Annotated in this window: 21 protein-coding genes; 5 read left to right on the top strand and 16 right to left on the bottom strand. The window is 66.0% G+C overall.

All coding sequences use genetic code 11. The features are described from left to right. Positions 1-54 precede the first annotated feature (54 nt). Positions 55-705 carry a dTMP kinase gene (locus tag GOACH_RS03390; RefSeq protein WP_040517541.1) on the top strand — a complete coding sequence of 217 codons (651 nt, stop codon included), beginning with the start codon at positions 55-57 and terminating at the stop codon, positions 703-705. A 91-nt stretch (positions 706-796) separates the two neighbouring features. Then, complete coding sequence (locus tag GOACH_RS03385; protein WP_005170544.1) at positions 797-1,762, top strand: hypothetical protein; 966 nt, start codon at positions 797-799, stop codon at positions 1,760-1,762. A gap of 94 nt (positions 1,763-1,856) precedes the next feature. Here GOACH_RS03385 and ahcY read toward each other — a convergent pair whose 3' ends face one another. The 13 genes from ahcY to GOACH_RS03320 form a co-directional block, all read right to left on the bottom strand. Continuing rightward, entirely contained in the window at positions 1,857-3,329 is a 1,473-nt protein-coding gene (gene ahcY, locus GOACH_RS03380) for an adenosylhomocysteinase (protein WP_005170542.1), read from the bottom strand. 266 nt (positions 3,330-3,595) lie between these two features. Then, complete coding sequence (locus GOACH_RS03375; protein WP_005170539.1) at positions 3,596-5,176, bottom strand: APC family permease; 1,581 nt, start codon at positions 5,174-5,176, stop codon at positions 3,596-3,598. A gap of 199 nt (positions 5,177-5,375) precedes the next feature. Continuing rightward, the gene (locus tag GOACH_RS03370) at positions 5,376-6,332 is read right to left on the bottom strand and encodes a cation diffusion facilitator family transporter (RefSeq protein WP_005170537.1); all 957 of its coding nucleotides are present in this window, start codon (positions 6,330-6,332) and stop codon (positions 5,376-5,378) included. A gap of 182 nt (positions 6,333-6,514) precedes the next feature. Next, positions 6,515-6,811, bottom strand: a complete 297-nt coding sequence (locus tag GOACH_RS03365) for a WXG100 family type VII secretion target (RefSeq protein ID WP_005170534.1) — start codon at positions 6,809-6,811, stop codon at positions 6,515-6,517. A 154-nt stretch (positions 6,812-6,965) separates the two neighbouring features. Continuing rightward, on the bottom strand, positions 6,966-7,295 hold the full coding sequence (locus tag GOACH_RS03360) for a WXG100 family type VII secretion target (RefSeq protein WP_005170532.1): 330 nt from the start codon (positions 7,293-7,295) through the stop codon (positions 6,966-6,968). A 126-nt stretch (positions 7,296-7,421) separates the two neighbouring features. Continuing rightward, positions 7,422-8,267 (bottom strand): ESX secretion-associated protein EspG, encoded by an 846-nt coding sequence (locus tag GOACH_RS03355; protein WP_005170530.1) that lies wholly within the window; start codon positions 8,265-8,267, stop codon positions 7,422-7,424. Then, on the bottom strand, positions 8,264-9,313 hold the full coding sequence (locus tag GOACH_RS03350; protein ID WP_005170528.1) for a PPE domain-containing protein: 1,050 nt from the start codon (positions 9,311-9,313) through the stop codon (positions 8,264-8,266). Before GOACH_RS03350 ends, GOACH_RS03355 begins: the two co-directional genes overlap by 4 nt. A 97-nt stretch (positions 9,314-9,410) precedes the next feature. Continuing rightward, positions 9,411-9,716 carry a PE family protein gene (locus GOACH_RS03345; RefSeq protein WP_005170525.1) on the bottom strand — a complete coding sequence of 102 codons (306 nt, stop codon included), beginning with the start codon at positions 9,714-9,716 and terminating at the stop codon, positions 9,411-9,413. A 45-nt stretch (positions 9,717-9,761) separates the two neighbouring features. Then, positions 9,762-11,159, bottom strand: coding sequence for a hypothetical protein (locus GOACH_RS03340; RefSeq protein ID WP_005170521.1), 1,398 nt, complete (start codon positions 11,157-11,159; stop codon positions 9,762-9,764). Further along, positions 11,156-11,464 (bottom strand): type VII secretion target, encoded by a 309-nt coding sequence (locus tag GOACH_RS03335; RefSeq protein WP_005170518.1) that lies wholly within the window; start codon positions 11,462-11,464, stop codon positions 11,156-11,158. The genes GOACH_RS03340 and GOACH_RS03335 overlap by 4 nt, the downstream gene beginning before the upstream one ends. Before the next feature lie 118 nt (positions 11,465-11,582). Further along, complete coding sequence (locus GOACH_RS03330) at positions 11,583-11,897, bottom strand: YbaB/EbfC family nucleoid-associated protein (RefSeq protein WP_005170517.1); 315 nt, start codon at positions 11,895-11,897, stop codon at positions 11,583-11,585. A 104-nt stretch (positions 11,898-12,001) separates the two neighbouring features. Then, positions 12,002-12,394, bottom strand: a complete 393-nt coding sequence (locus GOACH_RS03325) for a hypothetical protein (RefSeq protein WP_005170515.1) — start codon at positions 12,392-12,394, stop codon at positions 12,002-12,004. A 204-nt stretch (positions 12,395-12,598) separates the two neighbouring features. Continuing rightward, the gene (locus GOACH_RS03320; RefSeq protein WP_040517535.1) at positions 12,599-13,381 is read right to left on the bottom strand and encodes a DedA family protein; all 783 of its coding nucleotides are present in this window, start codon (positions 13,379-13,381) and stop codon (positions 12,599-12,601) included. A 189-nt stretch (positions 13,382-13,570) separates the two neighbouring features. Between GOACH_RS03320 and GOACH_RS03315 the strand changes: the two genes are divergently transcribed. From GOACH_RS03315 to GOACH_RS03305, 3 genes are all read left to right on the top strand, one after another. Next, positions 13,571-14,665, top strand: coding sequence for an alpha/beta fold hydrolase (locus GOACH_RS03315; RefSeq protein WP_005170511.1), 1,095 nt, complete (start codon positions 13,571-13,573; stop codon positions 14,663-14,665). A gap of 82 nt (positions 14,666-14,747) precedes the next feature. Next, positions 14,748-15,302, top strand: coding sequence for a TM2 domain-containing protein (locus GOACH_RS03310; protein WP_005170509.1), 555 nt, complete (start codon positions 14,748-14,750; stop codon positions 15,300-15,302). A 46-nt stretch (positions 15,303-15,348) separates the two neighbouring features. Next, positions 15,349-15,840 (top strand): hypothetical protein, encoded by a 492-nt coding sequence (locus tag GOACH_RS03305; protein WP_005170507.1) that lies wholly within the window; start codon positions 15,349-15,351, stop codon positions 15,838-15,840. A gap of 73 nt (positions 15,841-15,913) precedes the next feature. On the opposite strand, the gene truA is transcribed toward GOACH_RS03305, so the two are convergent. The 3 genes from truA to GOACH_RS03290 all read right to left on the bottom strand — a co-directional run bounded on the left by truA (position 15,914) and on the right by GOACH_RS03290 (position 18,575). After that, positions 15,914-16,765, bottom strand: coding sequence for a tRNA pseudouridine(38-40) synthase TruA (gene truA / locus GOACH_RS03300; RefSeq protein ID WP_174320800.1), 852 nt, complete (start codon positions 16,763-16,765; stop codon positions 15,914-15,916). A 66-nt stretch (positions 16,766-16,831) separates the two neighbouring features. Then, the gene (gene rplQ / locus GOACH_RS03295; RefSeq protein WP_005170504.1) at positions 16,832-17,461 is read right to left on the bottom strand and encodes a 50S ribosomal protein L17; all 630 of its coding nucleotides are present in this window, start codon (positions 17,459-17,461) and stop codon (positions 16,832-16,834) included. A 61-nt stretch (positions 17,462-17,522) separates the two neighbouring features. Beyond that, positions 17,523-18,575, bottom strand: a complete 1,053-nt coding sequence (locus GOACH_RS03290) for a DNA-directed RNA polymerase subunit alpha (RefSeq protein WP_005170501.1) — start codon at positions 18,573-18,575, stop codon at positions 17,523-17,525. Between the last annotated feature and the right edge of the window lie 145 nt (positions 18,576-18,720).

The raw sequence follows: 18,720 nt of genomic DNA, 5'->3' as shown, positions 1-18,720 counted from the left end.
ACGCGCCGACGCGCGCTGGCGCGTTCTGAGCGCCCGGCCACCTACCATGCGAGCGTGGGTGTGCTCATCGCAGTCGAGGGCCTGGACGGCGCCGGAAAGAACACGCTGGTCGCCGGCGTGATGGACGAGTTGACGCGACGCGGTGCCGCGGTGTCGACCTTCACGTTTCCGCGATACGGCGCGTCGGTTGTCGCCGACATCGCGTCGGAGGCACTACATGGCGAGCACGGGGATCTGAGCGAGAGCGTCCATGCGATGGCACTGCTCTTCGCACTCGACCGCGCAGACGCAGCCACGCAGATCCGTTCGGCACTCGCCGAGAACGACGTGGTGATCCTCGACCGATACGTCGCGTCGAACGCCGCATACAGTGCAGGACGGCTGCGACAGGACGCATCCGGGGACGTCGTGACATGGGTTACCGACCTCGAGTTCGGCAGATTCGACGTCCCGGTGCCCGATCAGCACCTCCTGCTCGGGGTGCCCGCGACAGTCGCCATGCAGCGCGCACGCTCCCGCGAGGCAACCGATCCGACACGCGTGCGCGACGCGTACGAACGGGACGACGACCTGCAGATGCGTGTCGACGCCGTCTACCGCCAGCTGGCCAGCGTCGGCTGGGCTTCGCCGTGGATCGAGCTCGGCGCGGATTCTCCCGATTCGACGGAACCCACGCGCCTCGTCGAGCGTCTCATTCGCAAATGACTGCCTCCGGCAACACGCCACCCGTTCGATAACGTCGACGACGAGACCGCCATCGATGGTCGAGTCGAACGCAAAGCCCGCAAGGAGCCACATGACCTACCCGCCCGCACCGGGCCCCGGCACCACGCCGCGGGGGAAGTACCCCACCCCGCAGCCGCAGCCGGGTCACGTCGAGGACAGCGGCGATCCGCGGGCGGCAACCCCACCCCGCCTCTCGCCCTACCCTGGAGTGATGGCGTCGTCCAACCAGCCCGCGCAGGGGCCACAGCCCCACGCGGGAGCCCGACCCGCGCCGGGCGCATCGCCGCAACCAGGGGCTTTACCTCATCCACCTGCATCCCAGTACCCGGGAGCGCCCCCGTACCCCGGCGCACCGCTCTATCCCGGAGCACCTCACTATTCTGGAGCACCCCAATATCCTGGGGCACCCCCATATCCCGGGGCGCAGCAGTATCCCAGGGCGCAGCAGGTCGGGCCCCCGCCCGGCTGGGATTCGCCCTTCGCGCACATGCAGACGGCGAAGTCCAGGACGAATCGGGGCCTGATCGCGGGCATCGCAGCGGGCGTTGTGGTGATCCTCGCTCTCGGCGTGGTCCTCGTCGTAGCCATGGCGTCAAGCGGAGGTGACTCGACACCGACCGTCGCGACGCGCGCACCGGCGGCCCCCACCGAGTCTCCCGGACAGCCTGCCCCGGACGATTCGGCTCAGGGAGACGATTCGGCGGGCACGCCCGCCGATGCGACCCAGACGGCAGCGATTCGTGGGGCCATGCAGCGCTACATCGACGCCTACAACTCGGGGAACGTGGACCAGATCAAAGCAGCCACGTGCACCGGACTTCGTGACCAGGTCCGGACACCTCGAGCTCAGGGGACAGTGGTCCTCGACGATGTGTCCACAGTGCTGGTCAACGGCGACGTCGCACGTTCGCTTGTGGCAACCCACCTCACCGTCGGCGACCGCTCCTCACAGATCAAGACCGACAAAGCGTCCTTCAGCAACGAGCAGGGGACCTGGTACTTCTGCCCCAACGCGCAGCCCTCCTACAGCACCTAGGTTCTCCAGCACCCACGATTCGAGCCGGGCCCTGCACGACTGTGTCGTGCAGGGCCCGGCTCGTCTCGTGGTCCTCCCGAACGGGGCAGGGAACTCAGTAGCGGTAGTGCTCGGGCTTGTACGGACCCTCGACGTCGACGTTGATGTACTCCGCCTGCTCCTTGGTGAGCTTGGTCAGAGTGCCACCGAGTGCTTCGACGTGAATCTTGGCGACCTTCTCGTCGAGGTGCTTGGGCAGGCGGTAGACCTCGTTGTCGTACTCGTCGTTCTTGGTCCACAACTCGATCTGCGCGATCACCTGGTTCGAGAAGCTGTTGCTCATCACGAACGACGGGTGGCCTGTTGCATTGCCGAGGTTCAGCAGGCGGCCTTCGCTGAGGACGATGATCGACGACCCGTCGTCGAACACCCACTGGTCGACCTGCGGCTTGATGTTGATGCGCTTCGCACCGGAGTTCTCCAGGCCCGCCATGTCGATCTCGTTGTCGAAATGACCGATGTTGCCGAGGATGGCCTGGTTCTTCATCTTCTTCATGTGCTCGAGCAGGATGATGTCCTTGTTGCCCGTCGACGTGACGACGATGTCGGCGTCGCCGATCGCCTGCTCGACGGTGACGACGTCGAATCCGTCCATCAGCGCCTGCAGTGCGTTGATCGGGTCGATTTCGGTGACCTGCACGCGAGCACCCTGGCCCGCGAGCGATTCGGCGCATCCCTTGCCGACGTCGCCGTAGCCGCAGATCAGCACCTTCTTACCGCCGATGAGCACGTCGGTGCCGCGGTTGATGCCGTCGATCAGTGAGTGTCGCGTGCCGTACTTGTTGTCGAACTTGCTCTTGGTGACCGAGTCGTTGACGTTGATCGCCGGGAATGCGAGTTCGCCTGCCGCGGCGAACTGGTAGAGCCGCAGGACGCCCGTGGTGGTCTCCTCGGTGACGCCCTTGACCGACTCGGCGATCGTGGTCCACTTGGTCTTGTCCGCGGCGAAGCTCTTGCGCAGCAGTTCGAGGAAAACCTTGTACTCGGCGGGGTCATCGTCTTCTGCGGGAGGTACGACGCCTGCCTGCTCGAACTGCGCACCCCGTAGGACGAGCATGGTGGCGTCGCCACCGTCGTCGAGGATCATGTTGGCCGGCTCGTCCGGCCAGGTGAGCATCTGCTCGGCGGCCCACCAGTACTCCTCGAGCGTCTCGCCCTTCCACGCGAAGACCGGAACACCCTTGGGCTCGTCGACGGTGCCGTGCGGGCCGACGACGATCGCTGCCGCAGCGTGGTCCTGAGTGGAGAAGATGTTGCACGACGCCCAGCGCACCTGCGCGCCGAGCGCGACGAGGGTCTCGATCAGTACTGCGGTCTGCACCGTCATGTGCAGTGAACCGGAGATGCGCGCACCCTTGAGCGGCTGCACGTCGGCGTACTCGCGACGCAGCGACATCAGGCCGGGCATCTCGTGCTCGGCGAGCCCGATCTCCTTACGGCCGAACTCGGCGAGCGACAGGTCTGCGACCTTAAAGTCGATGCCGTTCTTCGTCTCTACCTGAGGTGCCTCGTTCTGCACCATGGTCATGTGTTCCCCTTGTCCGTGAAATCGCACGTCAGTCGATATACATCGCCGGTCCATGCGCATATATGAGGGTGGCGGTGTCGGCGGAGTGCCGACGGTCCGATTGCGCAGGCGCGCGGTGCGCGCCCACGGGTCACTCCCCTTCGAGGCTATCGAACACCGCTGATGAGGCGAAGGCTGGCCACGGTTGGCGGAGGCCGAACTCGAGCGGAGGCCGAACCCGTGCGGGGACCGACCGCGTCACGGCTCTGTGCGCACCGAGGTTTGGGTCAGGTACCGGACGGAGACTCCCCGCGCGCTGTCTCGGTTTCCTCACCCGGCCGGATCTGCTGGCCGCTTGGCCCGTCGCTGCTCCGGTCGGTCCCGACGCCCGGCGCCTCGCCGCGTTCACGACGCCCGACCATCGAATGCCGCATTCCGTACAACAGATAGAGCAGCACGCCGATGACCATCCAGACGACGAACCGAATCCAGGTCAGCGCAGACAGGTTCAGCATCAACCACAGGCACGCGAGGATCGCGAGCACCGGGATGATCGGACCGCCGGGCACGGTGAAACCTCGTTGCAAGTCGGGCCGCGTCCGGCGCAGGACGAGCACACCCGCTGCGACGACGATGAAAGCGAACAGCGTTCCGACGTTGACCATCTCTTCGAGCTTGTTGATCGGGAAGAAGCCTGCGACGACCGCAACGACCACACCGATCAGGACTGTCAGCCTCGCGGGCGTCCCGAACTGCGGATTGGTCTTCGCGAGGCCGCGCGGTAGCAGGCCGTCTCTGCACATGGCGAACGCGACTCGTGACTGCCCGAGCATCAGGACCATGACGACGGTCGTGAGACCGGCGAGGGCGCCGATGGCGATCACCTTCTCCGCCCACGTGACCCCGTTCAGCGCGAACACATCGGCGAGATTCTTCGAGTCGCCTCCGCTGCTCGCCAACTGCTTGTAGTTCGCCATTCCGGTGACGACGATCGTGACGAGCACATAGAGCACGGTGACGATGAGCAGCGAGCCGAGGATGCCACGCGGGACGTCCTTGCGAGGGTTGCGGGTCTCCTCAGCAGTGGTGGCGACGACGTCGAAGCCGATGAACGCGAAGAACACGATCGATGCCGCGGCGAGCACGCCATACCACCCGTATGACGAGTCACCGCCTCCGGTCATCAACGAGAACAGCGTCGAGTCGACAGAGGCTTTCTCTCCCGCCGCATGCTCGGCGGGCGGCACGAACGGGGTGTAGTTGGCGGACTTGATGTAGAAGAAGCCGACGACGATGACGAGTAGGACGACACCGACCTTGATGGCGGTGATCACCGCACTGACCCGTGACGACAGCTTGGTTCCGAGCGCGAGCAACGTGGTCACCACGGCGACGATCAGGATTGCGCCCCAGTCGATGGTGTGCGAGCCGACGTCGACGGTGCCGCCAGAGAAGCCGAACACACTGCCGAGGTAACTCGACCATCCCTTCGACACCACGGCAGCCCCCACCGCGAACTCCAGGATCAGATCCCAACCGAGAATCCAGGCCAGGAACTCACCGAATGTCGCATAGCCGAATGTGTATGCCGACCCGGCCACGGGCACCGTCGACGCGAACTCGGCGTAGCACAGCGCCGCCAGCGCGCAGGTGATGGCAGCCATGACGAAGGACAGGGAGATGGCGGGGCCCGCTTTGTCTCCCGCGGTGGACACGGTGATCGTGAAGATACCTGCACCGATCACCACCGAGACACCGAAGACGATGAGGTCACGCCACGTCAGATCCTTGCGGAGTCTGTGGCCTGGTTCGTCGGTGTCGGCCATCGACTGCTCGACGGACTTCGTACGTGTGAACGCGTTGGCCATCAGCGGTTCTCCCCTGCATATCTGGTCATCTGCATGTCTGGTCATCAGTGCCAGTCAGCCCGCCGACACGTCGCCCGTGTTCTCGATCGACGCGGAGCCGAAGTGACTTGTGATCCCCGACTCGACGGTGTGCTCGCGCAACCGGTTTTCCGATTATCGCGGATTCACACGCTACCGACTGTGCCGGTCGCGTGAGGGACTAACGCGAAGACCTGTCGGCTCGATCAGGCACGAAACCCGGGCCGCCCCGATCGATGTCCGGCTCGAGATAGATGATGCGGGCTTGTGGTACGACAGTACGGATTCGCGCTTCCGCATCGTCGATGATGTGCGCGACGGCGACGACGTCCGTGCCCGCCGGGATCGCGATCTTGGCGGCGACGAGGAGCTCGTCGGGACCGAGATACTGGGTCTTCATGTGGATGACGCGCTCGACGCCACCGGATTCGAGTGCCTCACGCAGTGCGATCGCTTCGTCGACGGTCGCGCCCTCGCCGATCAGCAGGCTCTTCATCTCGACGATCAGCACGATCGCGATCACGCCGAGCAGCACACCGATCGCCAACGTACCGACGCCGTCCCACACCGCATTGCCGGTGATCATGGTCAGCCCGACGCCGAGCAGCGCGAGTAGAAGGCCGACCAACGCCCCGCTGTCCTCGAGTAGCACAACAGGAAGCTCAGGGTTTCTCGAGTTACGGATGAATCGCCACCACGATGAACGCCCCTTGAGCGGTCGCGATTCTCGCATCGCGGTCGTGAAGCTGTACCCCTCGAGACAGATGGCCACGAGGAGGATCACGATCGCGACGATCGGCGATTCGAGCCCGTGATCATGCGCGTGCGTGATCTTCTCGATGCCCTCGTAGATCGCGAACATCGAGCCGAGCGTGAAGATCACGAGCGCGACCACGAACGAGTAGAAGTAGCGGGCGCGTCCGTAACCGAACGGATGGAGCTGGTCGGCGTCCTGGCGCGCACGCTTCTGCCCCAGCAACAACAGTCCCTGGTTGCTGGTGTCGGCAACGGAGTGCACGCCTTCGGCGAGCATCGACGACGATCCTGTGATCGCGAACCCGACGAACTTGGCGACAGCGATGCCTGCGTTGGCAGCGAGCGCCGCGAGAATCGCCTTCTTGGAGCCTTCAGCCGACACCGTGTTGTCCTTCCATCGACTGCACTGTCCTTCCCGACGACGAACGTCGTGGGCGAGCCTTGTCGCCTGAAGACTCTAACCGAGCACCCCAGAACGGACATGCCCACGATCACATCGCGCGCGGTGGCGGTGTGGGTGCATCCGGCCGACGCACAGCGGCACCCACACCGCGAGGCCCGCAGTCAGATCGAGCCGAACCCGCGGCCGATCGCACCGTCGAGTTCTGACATCGTGTTCGACGCGTTCTGCACGCCGCGGTGCAGGCCGGACAACTGGTCGCGCGACTGCAGGAAGATGCGATCCCAGTTCGCCTGCGCCTGTTCGTAGGCCGCCTTGGCAGTGGTCGACGTCCAGACCGAGTCGAGAGAGTGGACCTGCCGCTTGAGCTCGTCGGCGAGGTCGCTCAGTCGCCCGAACTCCGACTGGAGATTCCCACTGAGGTCGCCGAGACTAGCGAAGTTGTATTCGATTTGTGCCATTTCCGGTTTCCCTTCTGACCGCTCGACCATGTGCAACCGAGCGTGAATATGTTTGTGTTCGAAGTTGTTTCAGCGTGTGTGCGGCGGAAGCCGGAAGCCGTGGGCGCCACACGCGTGTCGTGGGAGGCGCACGGTCCCGCGACAGCTCGGCCGCTCAGAGCCGGACGCCACCGGGCTGGAAGCCCCCGGCGATCTGGGCATCGTTGTCGTCGTAGCCGGCGAAACCACTGCTGAGCTTGTTCCGGATGTCGTCGAGCGCGTTGTGCAGTGCCAGCGCAGAGGAGTTCCAGTCGGCGTGGGTGTCGGTGAACGCAGCCGATGCCCTCCCCTGCCACGACGCAGCGCCGTTCGACGACGCGCGTGCGATGCGTCCGATGGTCTCCTGCATGTCGGCCACCACGCCCGCCACTGATTTTGTTGTGGCCATGGCCGATTCGACGTCGACCTTGACCGCTCCCGAGCCGTTGTCACCGAGATTGAGCATCTTCAGATCCTCCTGTATCAAGCACCGAAACCCGGTGCCTTGCGGTATCCGGCAGTCAGATACCGGTGGTGCGCACGACAACCGGAATCGGTTCCGGTGTCGTTTTCCGAGCGGTCGGCCCCGACGTCACCGGGGCCACCATCCGTCGGGAAGGGTCTCGATCAGCAGACCTACCGCCTGACTGATGCGTTGACCCGAACCCGGCGACAGCGTGGTCCACACCCTGCCGTCGGGAGATCTACTGGGACCGGCCACGATCCGACCACGTGCGGTGTCCACGATGCCGAGCGCCCCGGGTGACTGCGTGAGCGAACCGTCGAGGCGGGAGACCGCGACGATCTCGGTTCGACGGCCGATGGTCGCGAGAGCGCTTGCCACGGTGCGGGAATCGCCCACCGGCATACCCAACCGGGCGAGCGTGCGCGCAACGTCGTCACCATGCCGGCAGCGCCCGAGCCGATCGGCGAGCTCATCGCAGGGACACGCCAGCGCAGCGAATTCGAGCGGCCGCACGTCCATCGCCTGGCCGGCAGCCCCGACGTCATCAGCACTATCGACGCAGTAGCGACGAACAAGCGTGGCGAGCGCGGCCGTGTCGGCAGGGTCGACCACCGTCACGTCGACGATGTCACCGCTGCGTATCGCCAGGACATGCTCGCCGTTGCGTCGCGCGAGACACGCACGGACAGAGCCGGATTCACTGAACGTTCGGATCTCCAACTCACGGTCGGGCCGGGCGAGTACCGTCGTCGCGGTCGCCAGCCACGGCACGGGATCGCCCAGATCGTCGACGAGGCCGAGCTCCTCGAGTCGCCCGTCGGCCGCCGAGAACGCAGCGCGCACACGCTCGGCGTCGTCCTCGGTACCCACCATGTCGAGGACCACCGGCCAGGTGAGGACACCACGCCTCGCACCCGCACGACGCAGCAGGGCGACATCTACTCGTCCGCCCCTGGTGGCAGTCCAGATCATCGTGTGTCCCCTTCCCCGAGCCGCAGCGTCTGCTCGAAATAGGCGGGGTCGAGCATCGGCGCACCCGCGTGCGCCTCGGCGTCGATCACCACGTGCGGCGTCGTGGCAACACTCGCTGCGGCCCAGGTTGCGGGTGACTCGTGGGCGATACTCGCACCGTCCACCGAACCGGCTCCGTCGGAACAGTGAACCGGGACCGCCGACCGCGCCATTCTGTGCTCGGTGGCAACGGCCGCCGCAGGAACCGGCGCCACGGGAGGCGGCATCGTCTCCGACGACGCGGGCCGCTGGACAGGTGTCGGTGCTGCCTGCGCGGCCTGCGCAACGGACGCAAGTGTCGTCGGGGCGTATCCCGCTCTGACAGGTGTCGCCACCGCCGTTGAGACAGTCGGCATGACGGCACCAGGTCGCGCCGCGGTTGTCGATGCCGCACCAGGTGCGGCATCGGCTCGAACGCGTGTGCTTCGCGCCGCACCCTGCTCGGCGTGCAGAGCCGCATCGGAAACCACCTGCGGCGCAGGACTGTGGACGTGCCAGGATTTTGCCGCGGGCGTCGCCGCCTGCTCATAGGTCTCCATCACTCGAGCTGCCCGCATGCGCTGATCGTGTCGGGCACGTTCGGCATATGCGGCGGCACCCGTGATCACCGGAGCGACTGCACTTACCGAACTCGCGAGGTCGCGAAGCCCATCGACCAACTCGACCTCCGGCGCAGCAGGCATTGCCAGCCGGGCAACCGCTGCCGCAGCGCCCTGTTCCAGCGCCAGCACCGCGTTCGACGATGCGGCTGCCGCGGCGTCGGCGAACCAGCGACCCAGCACATCGATGCGTTCAAGCGCCGCGCCGGCGTGTGCCGATTGCCAGGCGTCGGCCACACGCGACAGAATCGCACGGTATTCCATTGCCGCGTCGGCCATCTCCGCCGCGACGGAAGTCCAGGCGTGTCCCGCGTCGATCAGGTGCGCCGACCCGACACCGCAGGAGAGGTCGGAGACCAGCCGATCGGTGGTACGTGCGTCCCAGATGACGCCGGTGAAGCCGGTCATCTCATCCTCCCTTCTTGGTACGAGTGGCACTACTGCCGCGTCGGCCGCCGGCAGTTGTCACCTCGAGTTCCTTCGCGGATCGCGCTCGTGGCAGATCTCAGGTGCGCATCGAGCGTGCGATCTCTTCGTCGGCCCCGACGATGCGCGTCGACTGCGCCCGCAATGTGGCGGCGAGTTTGCGGAGCTCGAGGACTCCGGACGCCGCATCGTCGTCGAACCCCTGCGCGACGGCATCGAAGGAACTCGCCACCGCGACCGACACCTCGTCTCGTCCGGCCGCCGCGATGGTCTTCCGATCTGACGCACCGATGACCGAACGTTCGACCCGGTCCGCAAGTCGGTCGAGATCAGCAGCGGCGGTGAGGAGTTCGTCAGCTTCGACGCTGAGCTTGGGTTCTGGCACGGAGTACCTCCGGGTGTCTGGGATGTTGGTCGGCGAAAAGGGTGGTCAGCGCTGCGGTCCGGTGGATTCGTGTACCGACTCGTCCCATCGCAGGCGCAGTTCGATATCCGGCGTCGGCGCCGGTTCCGGCTCCACGGTGTGGGCGCCGATCACCGACGGAGCCACCGTGCGGGAATCGCCGACGACCTGCTGTCCGTGCTCCTCTGTGATCAGGTAGTCGGGGATCTCATGGTGCTCAGCCGCTTCGCCGGCGCCGCGGGCCGCGCCCGCCGCCATCATCGGCGCCATCGATGCGGGCACCGGTGTGGTCGTTGCAGCGGGCGTGCGGGTTGTCTGCGATGGAGTCAACGACGCCGGCTCGGTCGCACCTGGGGCAGGCATTCCAGGGCGCGCGGCACCCAGCGGCACCGACCCAGTACCCACGCCTACTCCCAGGCCCCCGGCACCCAGACCACCCGCGCTTGCTGCGGCGACCCTGGCATCACCCGATCCACCACCGGGGCCGGACGATTCGGGGCCGTCGCCGCCGACGAGGTGCTCGCCACGCACTGCCTCCCCATCGGTGATCGACTCCGTGCCGAGCATGTCACTGACCGGGTTCAGCAACGCGGACGGAAGTTGGGCCGCGGTGGACACCAGAGGTGACACGGCGCCGAGGATCGAGCTGGCCAGCGCGAAGGACGACTGTGCTGCCGACGTCGCGGCCGTCGGCGGACTTGTGACGTTGACCGGCGCACCATTGACGACCATCTGTGTTGTCGGACCCAGCAACTGGGCTCTGGTCACCGCTACCGCGGCAGTCGCCTCGGCCAAGCCCTCGGCCGCGAATCCGACTGCGACACTCTGCCCGATCGGTGTCACCAGGCCGGGACCCAGCACCGCGATCTTGCCGATCGTCGCCGCGATGATCCCCTGCACCGTTGCAAGGCCCGCCGCCACGATCCCGGCCGCCGCCTGGATGTCGATCGACATCACCCCTCCCTGCGTCGACAGTGCCGCGCTGTCGACGCTTGCCTGCGCCGTCTTCGTCGTCGCACCCGTCGACGCCTGGCCGGCCCACAGTGCGTCGAGCGCGCTGAGCGCCTCTGCGGCAGACGACATCGCGGTGTCGAGCACAGTCGACAATCCACTGAAGACCATCGATGGATCGATGGCAGCCCCGGAGAGATCTCCGGTCCCGAAACCGCCCAGCAGATCGGTGATCGGTTGTAGCAGCAGACCGACGTCGATCGTCGGCAAGGGCGGCAGTCCCGGCATCGGCGGCAGAGCAGGAAACTGCGGTATCTGGGGCAGCCCCAGTCCGGCGAGCACATCGCCGACCGGACGGTCGAGGATCGGGCCGAGCGGCGTGGCGTCGATCATGTCCTGGATCGACATGTTGGCCAGCGCGGGAACGTCCGGGGCCGGGTGCACGCCATCGGACGCAGGCGGCGGCGAACTCACAACACCGCCCGGATCGCAGCGGCATTCGCCGCGTCGCCGGCGTCGAACTCGGCGAGTGCGGCCATCGTCGCCGCAGCCGTGGAGGCATGTACCGCCGCGAGGTTGCCCACCGCGAACAGGTGGTTGGCCTGGGCGGTGATGAAGGCTGCGAGGAACTCTTGTCCGATGAGACCGAAGACGCCGATCATTGCAGCGGTGTTGGCTGCCGCGTCGATCGTGCCTGCCGCACCCACCGCCGTGCCGATCGCCGCGTTGGTGGCTGCAAAGCCCTGCAGCACTTCAGGTGTCACCCTCACGTCGTCCATGTGGTCCCCTTGTCGTTGATTCGCGTCTGCAGATCTGCGGTTGTCGGAGCTTCGGGATTCTGACGGGCGTGCAGCCGGAAAGGTTCCACCGACTTCGCAGCCGGTTCTTCCGCCGCCGTCATCGGCTCTGGAGTTGCTCGGTGAAGGCCGAGGTGAACTCTTCGGTGAGTGCAGCTCGCGCTGCGAACACCCGTTGGGCGCCGAGCAGTGCGGTCGCGACGATCTGTTCACCGAGCCGGGTCTCGCCCACTCGTGCGGCGTCGTCAGCCAGCCACAGGCCGGTCAGCGCTCCGCTGCCGTCAACCTCTGCGGTCACGATTCCGTCCGGCGAGCTCTCCCGCACGCGCAGCGCAGCCAACCGGTCACCGAAGTCGGCAAGGTGCCCCAACTGGGCCCGTGCGCGCGCTTCGAGTTCGTCCATGGCTCCCGTCATTCCCAATCCCCCGTCATTCCCAATCCCCCGTCATTCCCAATCCCCCGTCCGCATGCATCCCAACCGTGCTTCCGCTTTCGCCACCGGCCCGCTCTCGTGTGCCCTCACACCCGACGCAGCCACGACGCCGGAGTGTCGTCGTGCTCGTCGTCGAACTGCTCGGCACGGGAGAGGTCGTCGGTGGTCGGCAACCCGAGGGCGTCGACGACGTCCCGCGTCGCGCCTGCATCGAGAAGCTCGTCACGCCAACGGATTCCGGCCGCCATAGCGGATTGTCGGCACAGGCGCAGGATCTCGTCAGCGAGTACGTCAGGGCGCTTCTCGAGCTGTGATCGCTCGATACGAATGCGTGTGGGCAGCCCCTGGGGCGTGGTGACCACCGAGATCGCGCCGGATCGTGAACGCGCGGAGGACATCTGAAACGCAGCGGGAACCCGCTCTTGCTGGTCGTTACCCGGTTCGACATCGTCGTGTCGCACGTGCATCTGGTCGCGCATCCCCCGTGCCCTCCGTAGGTGACTCCACCGGCCGCGCTGTCGACCGATCGTCAGTCGCGTTGTGCGATGAGATATTGCCAGCCCGTGGGCCTCCCGGCGACACCTCGACGCGTGCTTGTGGATAAGTCATTCTGTCGGATTTTTACGGTTCACGACGTCCGAATGTGTAAACATCTCGCGACCACCCAGAATGCGGCGGTCGGCCTACCGGCGTGTCTCTTCCGAGCGATCGGCGCCCGGACCGTCAAGCGCGGCGCCCCGACCCTGCGCGCCGGCGCCTTCGACACTCTGCGCGCCAGCGCCTTCGACACCCTGCGCGCCAGCGCCTTCGACGCTGTCGCCGGGGATCCCGGCTGCCGGCACTGGCGCGTCGTCCCCCTTCATTCGACGCAGCGCCCGCCAGCGTCGAACACCCTCGATGAGTGTCGGCACCACAACCGTCAACACAGACGCGACGATGATCAGTTCGAGGTGGTCGCGGATGATCGGGACAGACCCCAGAAAGTATCCGAGCACGATGATCCCCGCTGCCCATACGATGCTCCCGAGGACACTGAAGAGAGTGAACACCGAGTGACGCATCCCGCTGAAGCCGGCGACGACGGGTGTCACGGTGCGGACGATCCCGATGAACCGCCCGAAGAACACGGTCAGCGGACCGAACCGATCGAAGAACCGGTGCGTCCGCTCGACGTAGGTGGGTCCGATCGTGCGCATCAAGCGTCCCTCGAGTACTCCGCGACCCAATCGCCGACCGATGAGGAATCCACATTGGTCACCCAACATCGCCGCGACCGGAACCACGACGCACAACACCCACAGCGGGGCGAACGGTTGAGGCTGGGCGGCGAACACGCCGGCAGTGAACAGGATCGAGTCACCGGGAAAGATGAAGCCGATGAGCAGCCCGGTTTCGACGAAAATCAGTACGCACAGCCCGACGAGTCCGCCCGTGGTGAGAAACGCGTCGATGTCGAACGGGTTCATTGTCCGCAAGCCTAGCCACTGTCGGATACCCGCGATGTGGTCGAGCACACTCGTTTGCGCTGACGTTAACTCGCTGCAACATGGTGGGCAGACTGCGCCCATCGGGTGTTAACTCGAAGGAGAAGGCGTTCTGGTCACATGCCGCGCCAACCGAGAATCACGCCGATGTGATCACGCGAGGAGTGAGACGTGTCAGAAGCCCCGACCCGAGTCGGCGGAGTCAAACGATCCGGCGGTGCGTCGTCTCCGAATCTACGCCCTGTCTCCGACACCGAGGTCCGCGTCGAGTACAAGGTCATCCACGGCTACCGGCGGGCATATCGCATCGCGGGCAGCGGACCGGCGCTGCTTCTCATCCACGGCATCGGCGACAACTCGTCGACCTGGAACGAGGTCATCCCGATGCTGGCCCAGCACTACACGGTGATCGCGCCCGATCTGCTGGGACACGGACGTTCCGATAAACCTCGCGCCGACTACTCGGTGCCCGCTTTTGCCAACGGTATGCGTGATCTACTCGTGGTGCTCGGGATCAGCAAGGTGACCGTCGTCGGGCATTCACTCGGTGGTGGCGTTGCGATGCAGTTCTGCTACCAGTTCCCGCGGTTCGTGGAGCGATTGGTGCTCGTCGCCGCGGGTGGTGTCAGTCGCGAGGTCAATCCTGCCCTGCGACTGGTGACCTTGCCGCTGGTCAACAGCGCGCTGGCGGCACTGCGCCTGCCCGGTGCGCTATCGGCACTCCGCCTCGGCGCCGCGGCGATCACCGCGACGCCCACACCGCCGGGGTTCGCCGACCTGCCGCAGGGGCTGTCACCCAAACGCATGCTCAACGATCACGAGGATCTCCTGCGCGTCCTCGGCGACCTTGCGGCCCCTACCGCATCGGCAGCCTTCCTCCGCACCCTGCGTGCGGTGGTCGACTGGCGCGGACAGTCCGTGACGATGCTCGACCGCTGTTATCTGACCGAATACCTGCCAGTGTTGATCGTCTGGGGTGACGACGACACGGTCATCCCGTACGAACACGCACTGATCGCGAATTCTGCGATCGGTCACAGCGAACTGTCGACATTCGAGGGATCGGGTCACTTTCCCTTCCACGACGACCCGGAACGCTTTGTGCAGGTCGTCATGGAGTTCCTCGAACGCAACGACCCCATGGAGTTCGATTCCCAGGTCTGGCGCAGGCTGATGACCGAAGGACGCACCGAGGACATCGTCGGCGACGAACAGACCGTCGAGGCGGTGTTCGACGCCATGGACGACGAGCGCAGCGCAACCTGACGTCGTCCGACCGGCTGACATCTGCCCCTTTCGTGCGCACTGCGCACGGTACGTGTCGGTAGCTCGTGCGAGGATGGGCGCCATGAGTTACCCCGACAGTTCGAACCCGGGCTCCCAAAGCGGGCATCCCTACGGTTCGGCGCCCTACGGCACGCCCTCCCCGTTCGGCCCGTCCGCGTCCAGCGACCAGTTCCTCCCGCTCCCCTACGAAGGCACCGGCTACCCCCAGTATTACGGCGGCGCCCAGTACTCTGGCCCGGCCTACGGCAGCGTGCCCGCTCAGCCTGTCGGCTACGGGTTCACGCCCGGGTATCCGGCTGCGGGCTTCGGCGCGGCCGATCCGATGGCACCCCATGGGCGCGATCCGTTTACCGGCGAGCCCCTGTCGAACAAGTCCAAGGTGGCAGCCGGTCTGCTCCAGCTCTTCCTCGGCGGGTTCGGCGCGGGTCGCTTCTATCTCGGGTACACGGGGATCGGTGTCGCGCAGCTCATGCTGACGATCGTCGGGTGGATCACCGCGTTCGTGTTCATCGGTTTTCTCATCCTGCCCGTGGTCGGAATCTGGGTTCTGATCGACGCCATCATGATGTTCACCGGGAGTGTTCGCGACTCCAACGGCTACAAGCTGCAGTCCTGACGCCGCAACGGGCCACCACGGTTGTGCGCTGTGCGACGATGGCACGGTGAGCTACCCGCACGCGCCGAACCCCGATCCGTCGAGACAGCACCGCGGGGCGGAGCCGGGCGTCCCAGGATGGAGCGACCTCGGATTGCCGCCGACGCCGACCCCTGGCAACTATGCTGCGCCGTCGCCGCAGGGCGACCCGATCCTCGTCTCGATCGGCGACATCTGTTGCACCCGCAACCAGTTCATCACCCCCGTGGGCAACGCACCGCTGAGCGGCTCGCGATTCAGCTTCGTCGACATGTCGCGGACCACCAAGGAGATTCCACAATGGGCTCTCATCGTGGCGATCGTGACCGCCGTGCTGTTCTGCGGTCTCGGGCTGCTGTTCTTGCTGGTGAAAGAAGAACGCACGATCGGTTTCGTACAGGTCACCGTGTCCGCCGGGCCCGTGGCGCACACTACGGCGATACCGGTCGCGTCCCGCGCCGCCGTCGCCGACCTCGCGGCACGCGTCAACTACGCGCAGTCACTCGCATATTCGGGGTAGCGGTCCGTATCGGCAGATCCGTTCACACCATGGATGCTCATCGCTCCTCGGAGCACCGACGCACCCACCCATGTCACCGCCACCCATCGCCACAGCACCCCTGCGCGCCATCGGTTGCCGCAACCCGCATGTCGCGGGTGATCGCATTGCGTGCCGCCAACTCGGCAGCCGCAGGATAGTCGACCCCGATGAGGCACAGGCCGCGCGCCTCCGCAACGGGCACTGCGGCGCTGCGTTCACGCTCATCCAGGAGCGCCCGGCACCACTCGACGTCGCGTCGACCATCACCGACCGATGCCACGGCACCGACCAGTGAGCGCACCATCGCCCAGCAGAACGCATCGGCACTGACCTCGCCGATCAGCACGCCGTCGACATCGCGAGTCCAGGTGAAGCGCTGCAGGTCACGAATCGTCGTTGCGCCCTCACGGCGTCGGCAGAATGCGGCAAAGTCGTTGAGTCCCACCAACACCGACGACGCCTGGTTGATGGCGTCGACGTCGATCGGGCGGCGCCAGGCAGCGGTGGTGCGTGCGACGACGGGTTCGGCACCGAACACCGCGTCGGTCAGCCGGTAACGGTAGTGACGACGAAGCGCCGAGAACCGGGCGTCGAAATGCGGGCTGACTGTCGAGACCTTCTTGATCCGCACATCGTCGGGCAGCATCTTGGCCACTCTGCCGACGAGGCGGGCCGGATCACCCCCGATCGACCGTGTATCGAGTGCCGACGCCGGAACGTCGGTGTGTGCGACCTGCCCGGAGGCGTGGACACCCGCATCGGTGCGGCCGGCGACGGTGAGCCGGACCGGCACCCGCAGGACCGTCGACAACGTCGTCTCGAGCGTCTCGCACACCGTGCGCTGCCCGACCTGTCGCGCCCACCCCGCGAAATCTGTTCCGTCGTAACCAATGTCGAAGCGCAGACGAACGGACCCGCCACCGGCTGGGGTGGCGGGTCCGTTCGTGTCTGGCGTGTTCAGCCGTCCGACCTACTTGTCGTCAGCCTTGTCGCCGTCGGCCTTGTCACCGTCGACGTCGGCGTCGGCGGCCTCGGCCTCCGGAGCGGTGGCTGCGGTCGACTCGTCGTCGACCGCCTCGGCCACTGCCTCGGCGTTCTCGACCTGTGCCGGCGTCGCCTCATCGGCAACGGCCTCGACGACGTTCTCGGCTGCCGGAGCGGCTGCCTTGTCGGCGTCGGCGGCCTGTGCGGCCTTCTTCGACGCGGCCGCACGCGTTGCGCGGGTGGCCTCTGTCGATGCGGTGTTCTCGCGCACCAGCTCGATCACGGCCATGGGGGCGTTGTCGCCCTTGCGCGGCAGCGTCTTGATGATGCGGGTGTATCCACCGTTACGGTCGGCGTAGAACGGACCGATCTCGGCGAACAGCGTGTGGACGACGTCCTTGTCGCGGATCACCTTCAGCACCTCACGGCGGTTGGCCAGCTTGCCGGCCTTGGCGTGAGTGATGATCTTCTCCGCATACGGACGCAGGCGCTTGGCCTTCGCTTCGGTTGTGGTGATCCGGCCGTGCTCGAAGAGCGAGGTGGCGAGATTCGCCAACATGGCCTTCTGGTGGCTGGCCGACCCGCCGAGGCGGGCACCCTTGGTGGGCTTGGGCATTGTCTTCTCCTAGGAGGACCCGACGATCGCTCGACGAGTCAGGGTTTGGCAGTCGCAGCGACTAGAGCTGCTCGGTCTCCGCGAAATCCTCACCGGAGTCGGCGTCGAAGGACGCCTCATCCGACCACGTTCCGGTAGCCGCGTCATAGCCGGCAACCTGCGACGGATCGAAGCTGGCCGGGCTGTCCTTGAGCGACAGACCCAGGTGGTGCAGCTTGACCTTCACCTCGTCAATCGACTTCTGACCGAAGTTGCGGATGTCGAGCAGATCGGACTCGGTGCGGGCAACCAGCTCGCCGACGGTGTGCACACCTTCGCGCTTGAGGCAGTTGTACGAACGGACGGTCAGATCCAGATCCTCGATCGGCAGGCTGAACGACGCGATGTGGTCAGCCTCCGCAGGCGACGGCCCGATCTCGATTCCTTCGGCCTCGACGTTGAGCTCCCGAGCCAGACCGAACAACTCGACCAGGGTCTTGCCCGCCGACGCCAGGGCGTCGCGTGCGCTGATCGAGTTCTTGGTCTCGACGTCGAGCACCAGACGGTCGAAGTCGGTGCGCTGCTCGACGCGGGTGGCTTCCACCTTGTAGGTGACCTTGAGCACCGGCGAGTAGATCGAGTCGACCGGGATGCGGCCGATCTCTGCTCCCGACGCCTTGTTCTGCACGGCAGGCACATAACCACGGCCCCGCTCGACGACGAGCTCGATCTCGAGCTTGCCCTTGTCGTTGAGGGTGGCGATGTGCAGATCCGGGTTGTGCACGGTGACGCCGGCAGGCGGCACGATGTCTGCACCGGTGACGGTGCCCGGGCCCTGCTTACGCACGTACATGGTGACCGGCTCGTCCTCTTCGGAGCTCACCACGAGGCCCTTGAGGTTCAAGATGATGTCGGTGACGTCTTCCTTGACACCCGGGACGGTGGTGAACTCGTGCAGAACCCCGTCGATGCGGATGCTGGTGATCGCAGCACCCGGGATCGAGCTGAGCAGGGTACGACGCAGCGAGTTGCCGAGGGTGTAGCCGAAGCCGGGTTCGAGCGGTTCGATGACGAACTTCGACCGGTCGTCGGCGATGATCTCCTCGGTGAGAGTGGGTCGCTGTGAGATGAGCATTTCTTGTTTTCTCCCTATGGCCGACCGCTATATGACGGCCTAGAAGTGGAACCGAACAGCCTCTGTGCTGCTTGGCTTCTTGATTTCGCGCGTGCCCCCGATCGCAACCACGCGGCTCCGGTCGGGGGTACGCAGGGGTACAAGC

The sequence above is a fragment of the Gordonia aichiensis NBRC 108223 genome, from assembly GCF_000332975.1.
Taxonomy (GTDB): domain Bacteria; phylum Actinomycetota; class Actinomycetes; order Mycobacteriales; family Mycobacteriaceae; genus Gordonia; species Gordonia aichiensis.
This window is presented reverse-complemented; position numbering and strand designations above follow the sequence as displayed.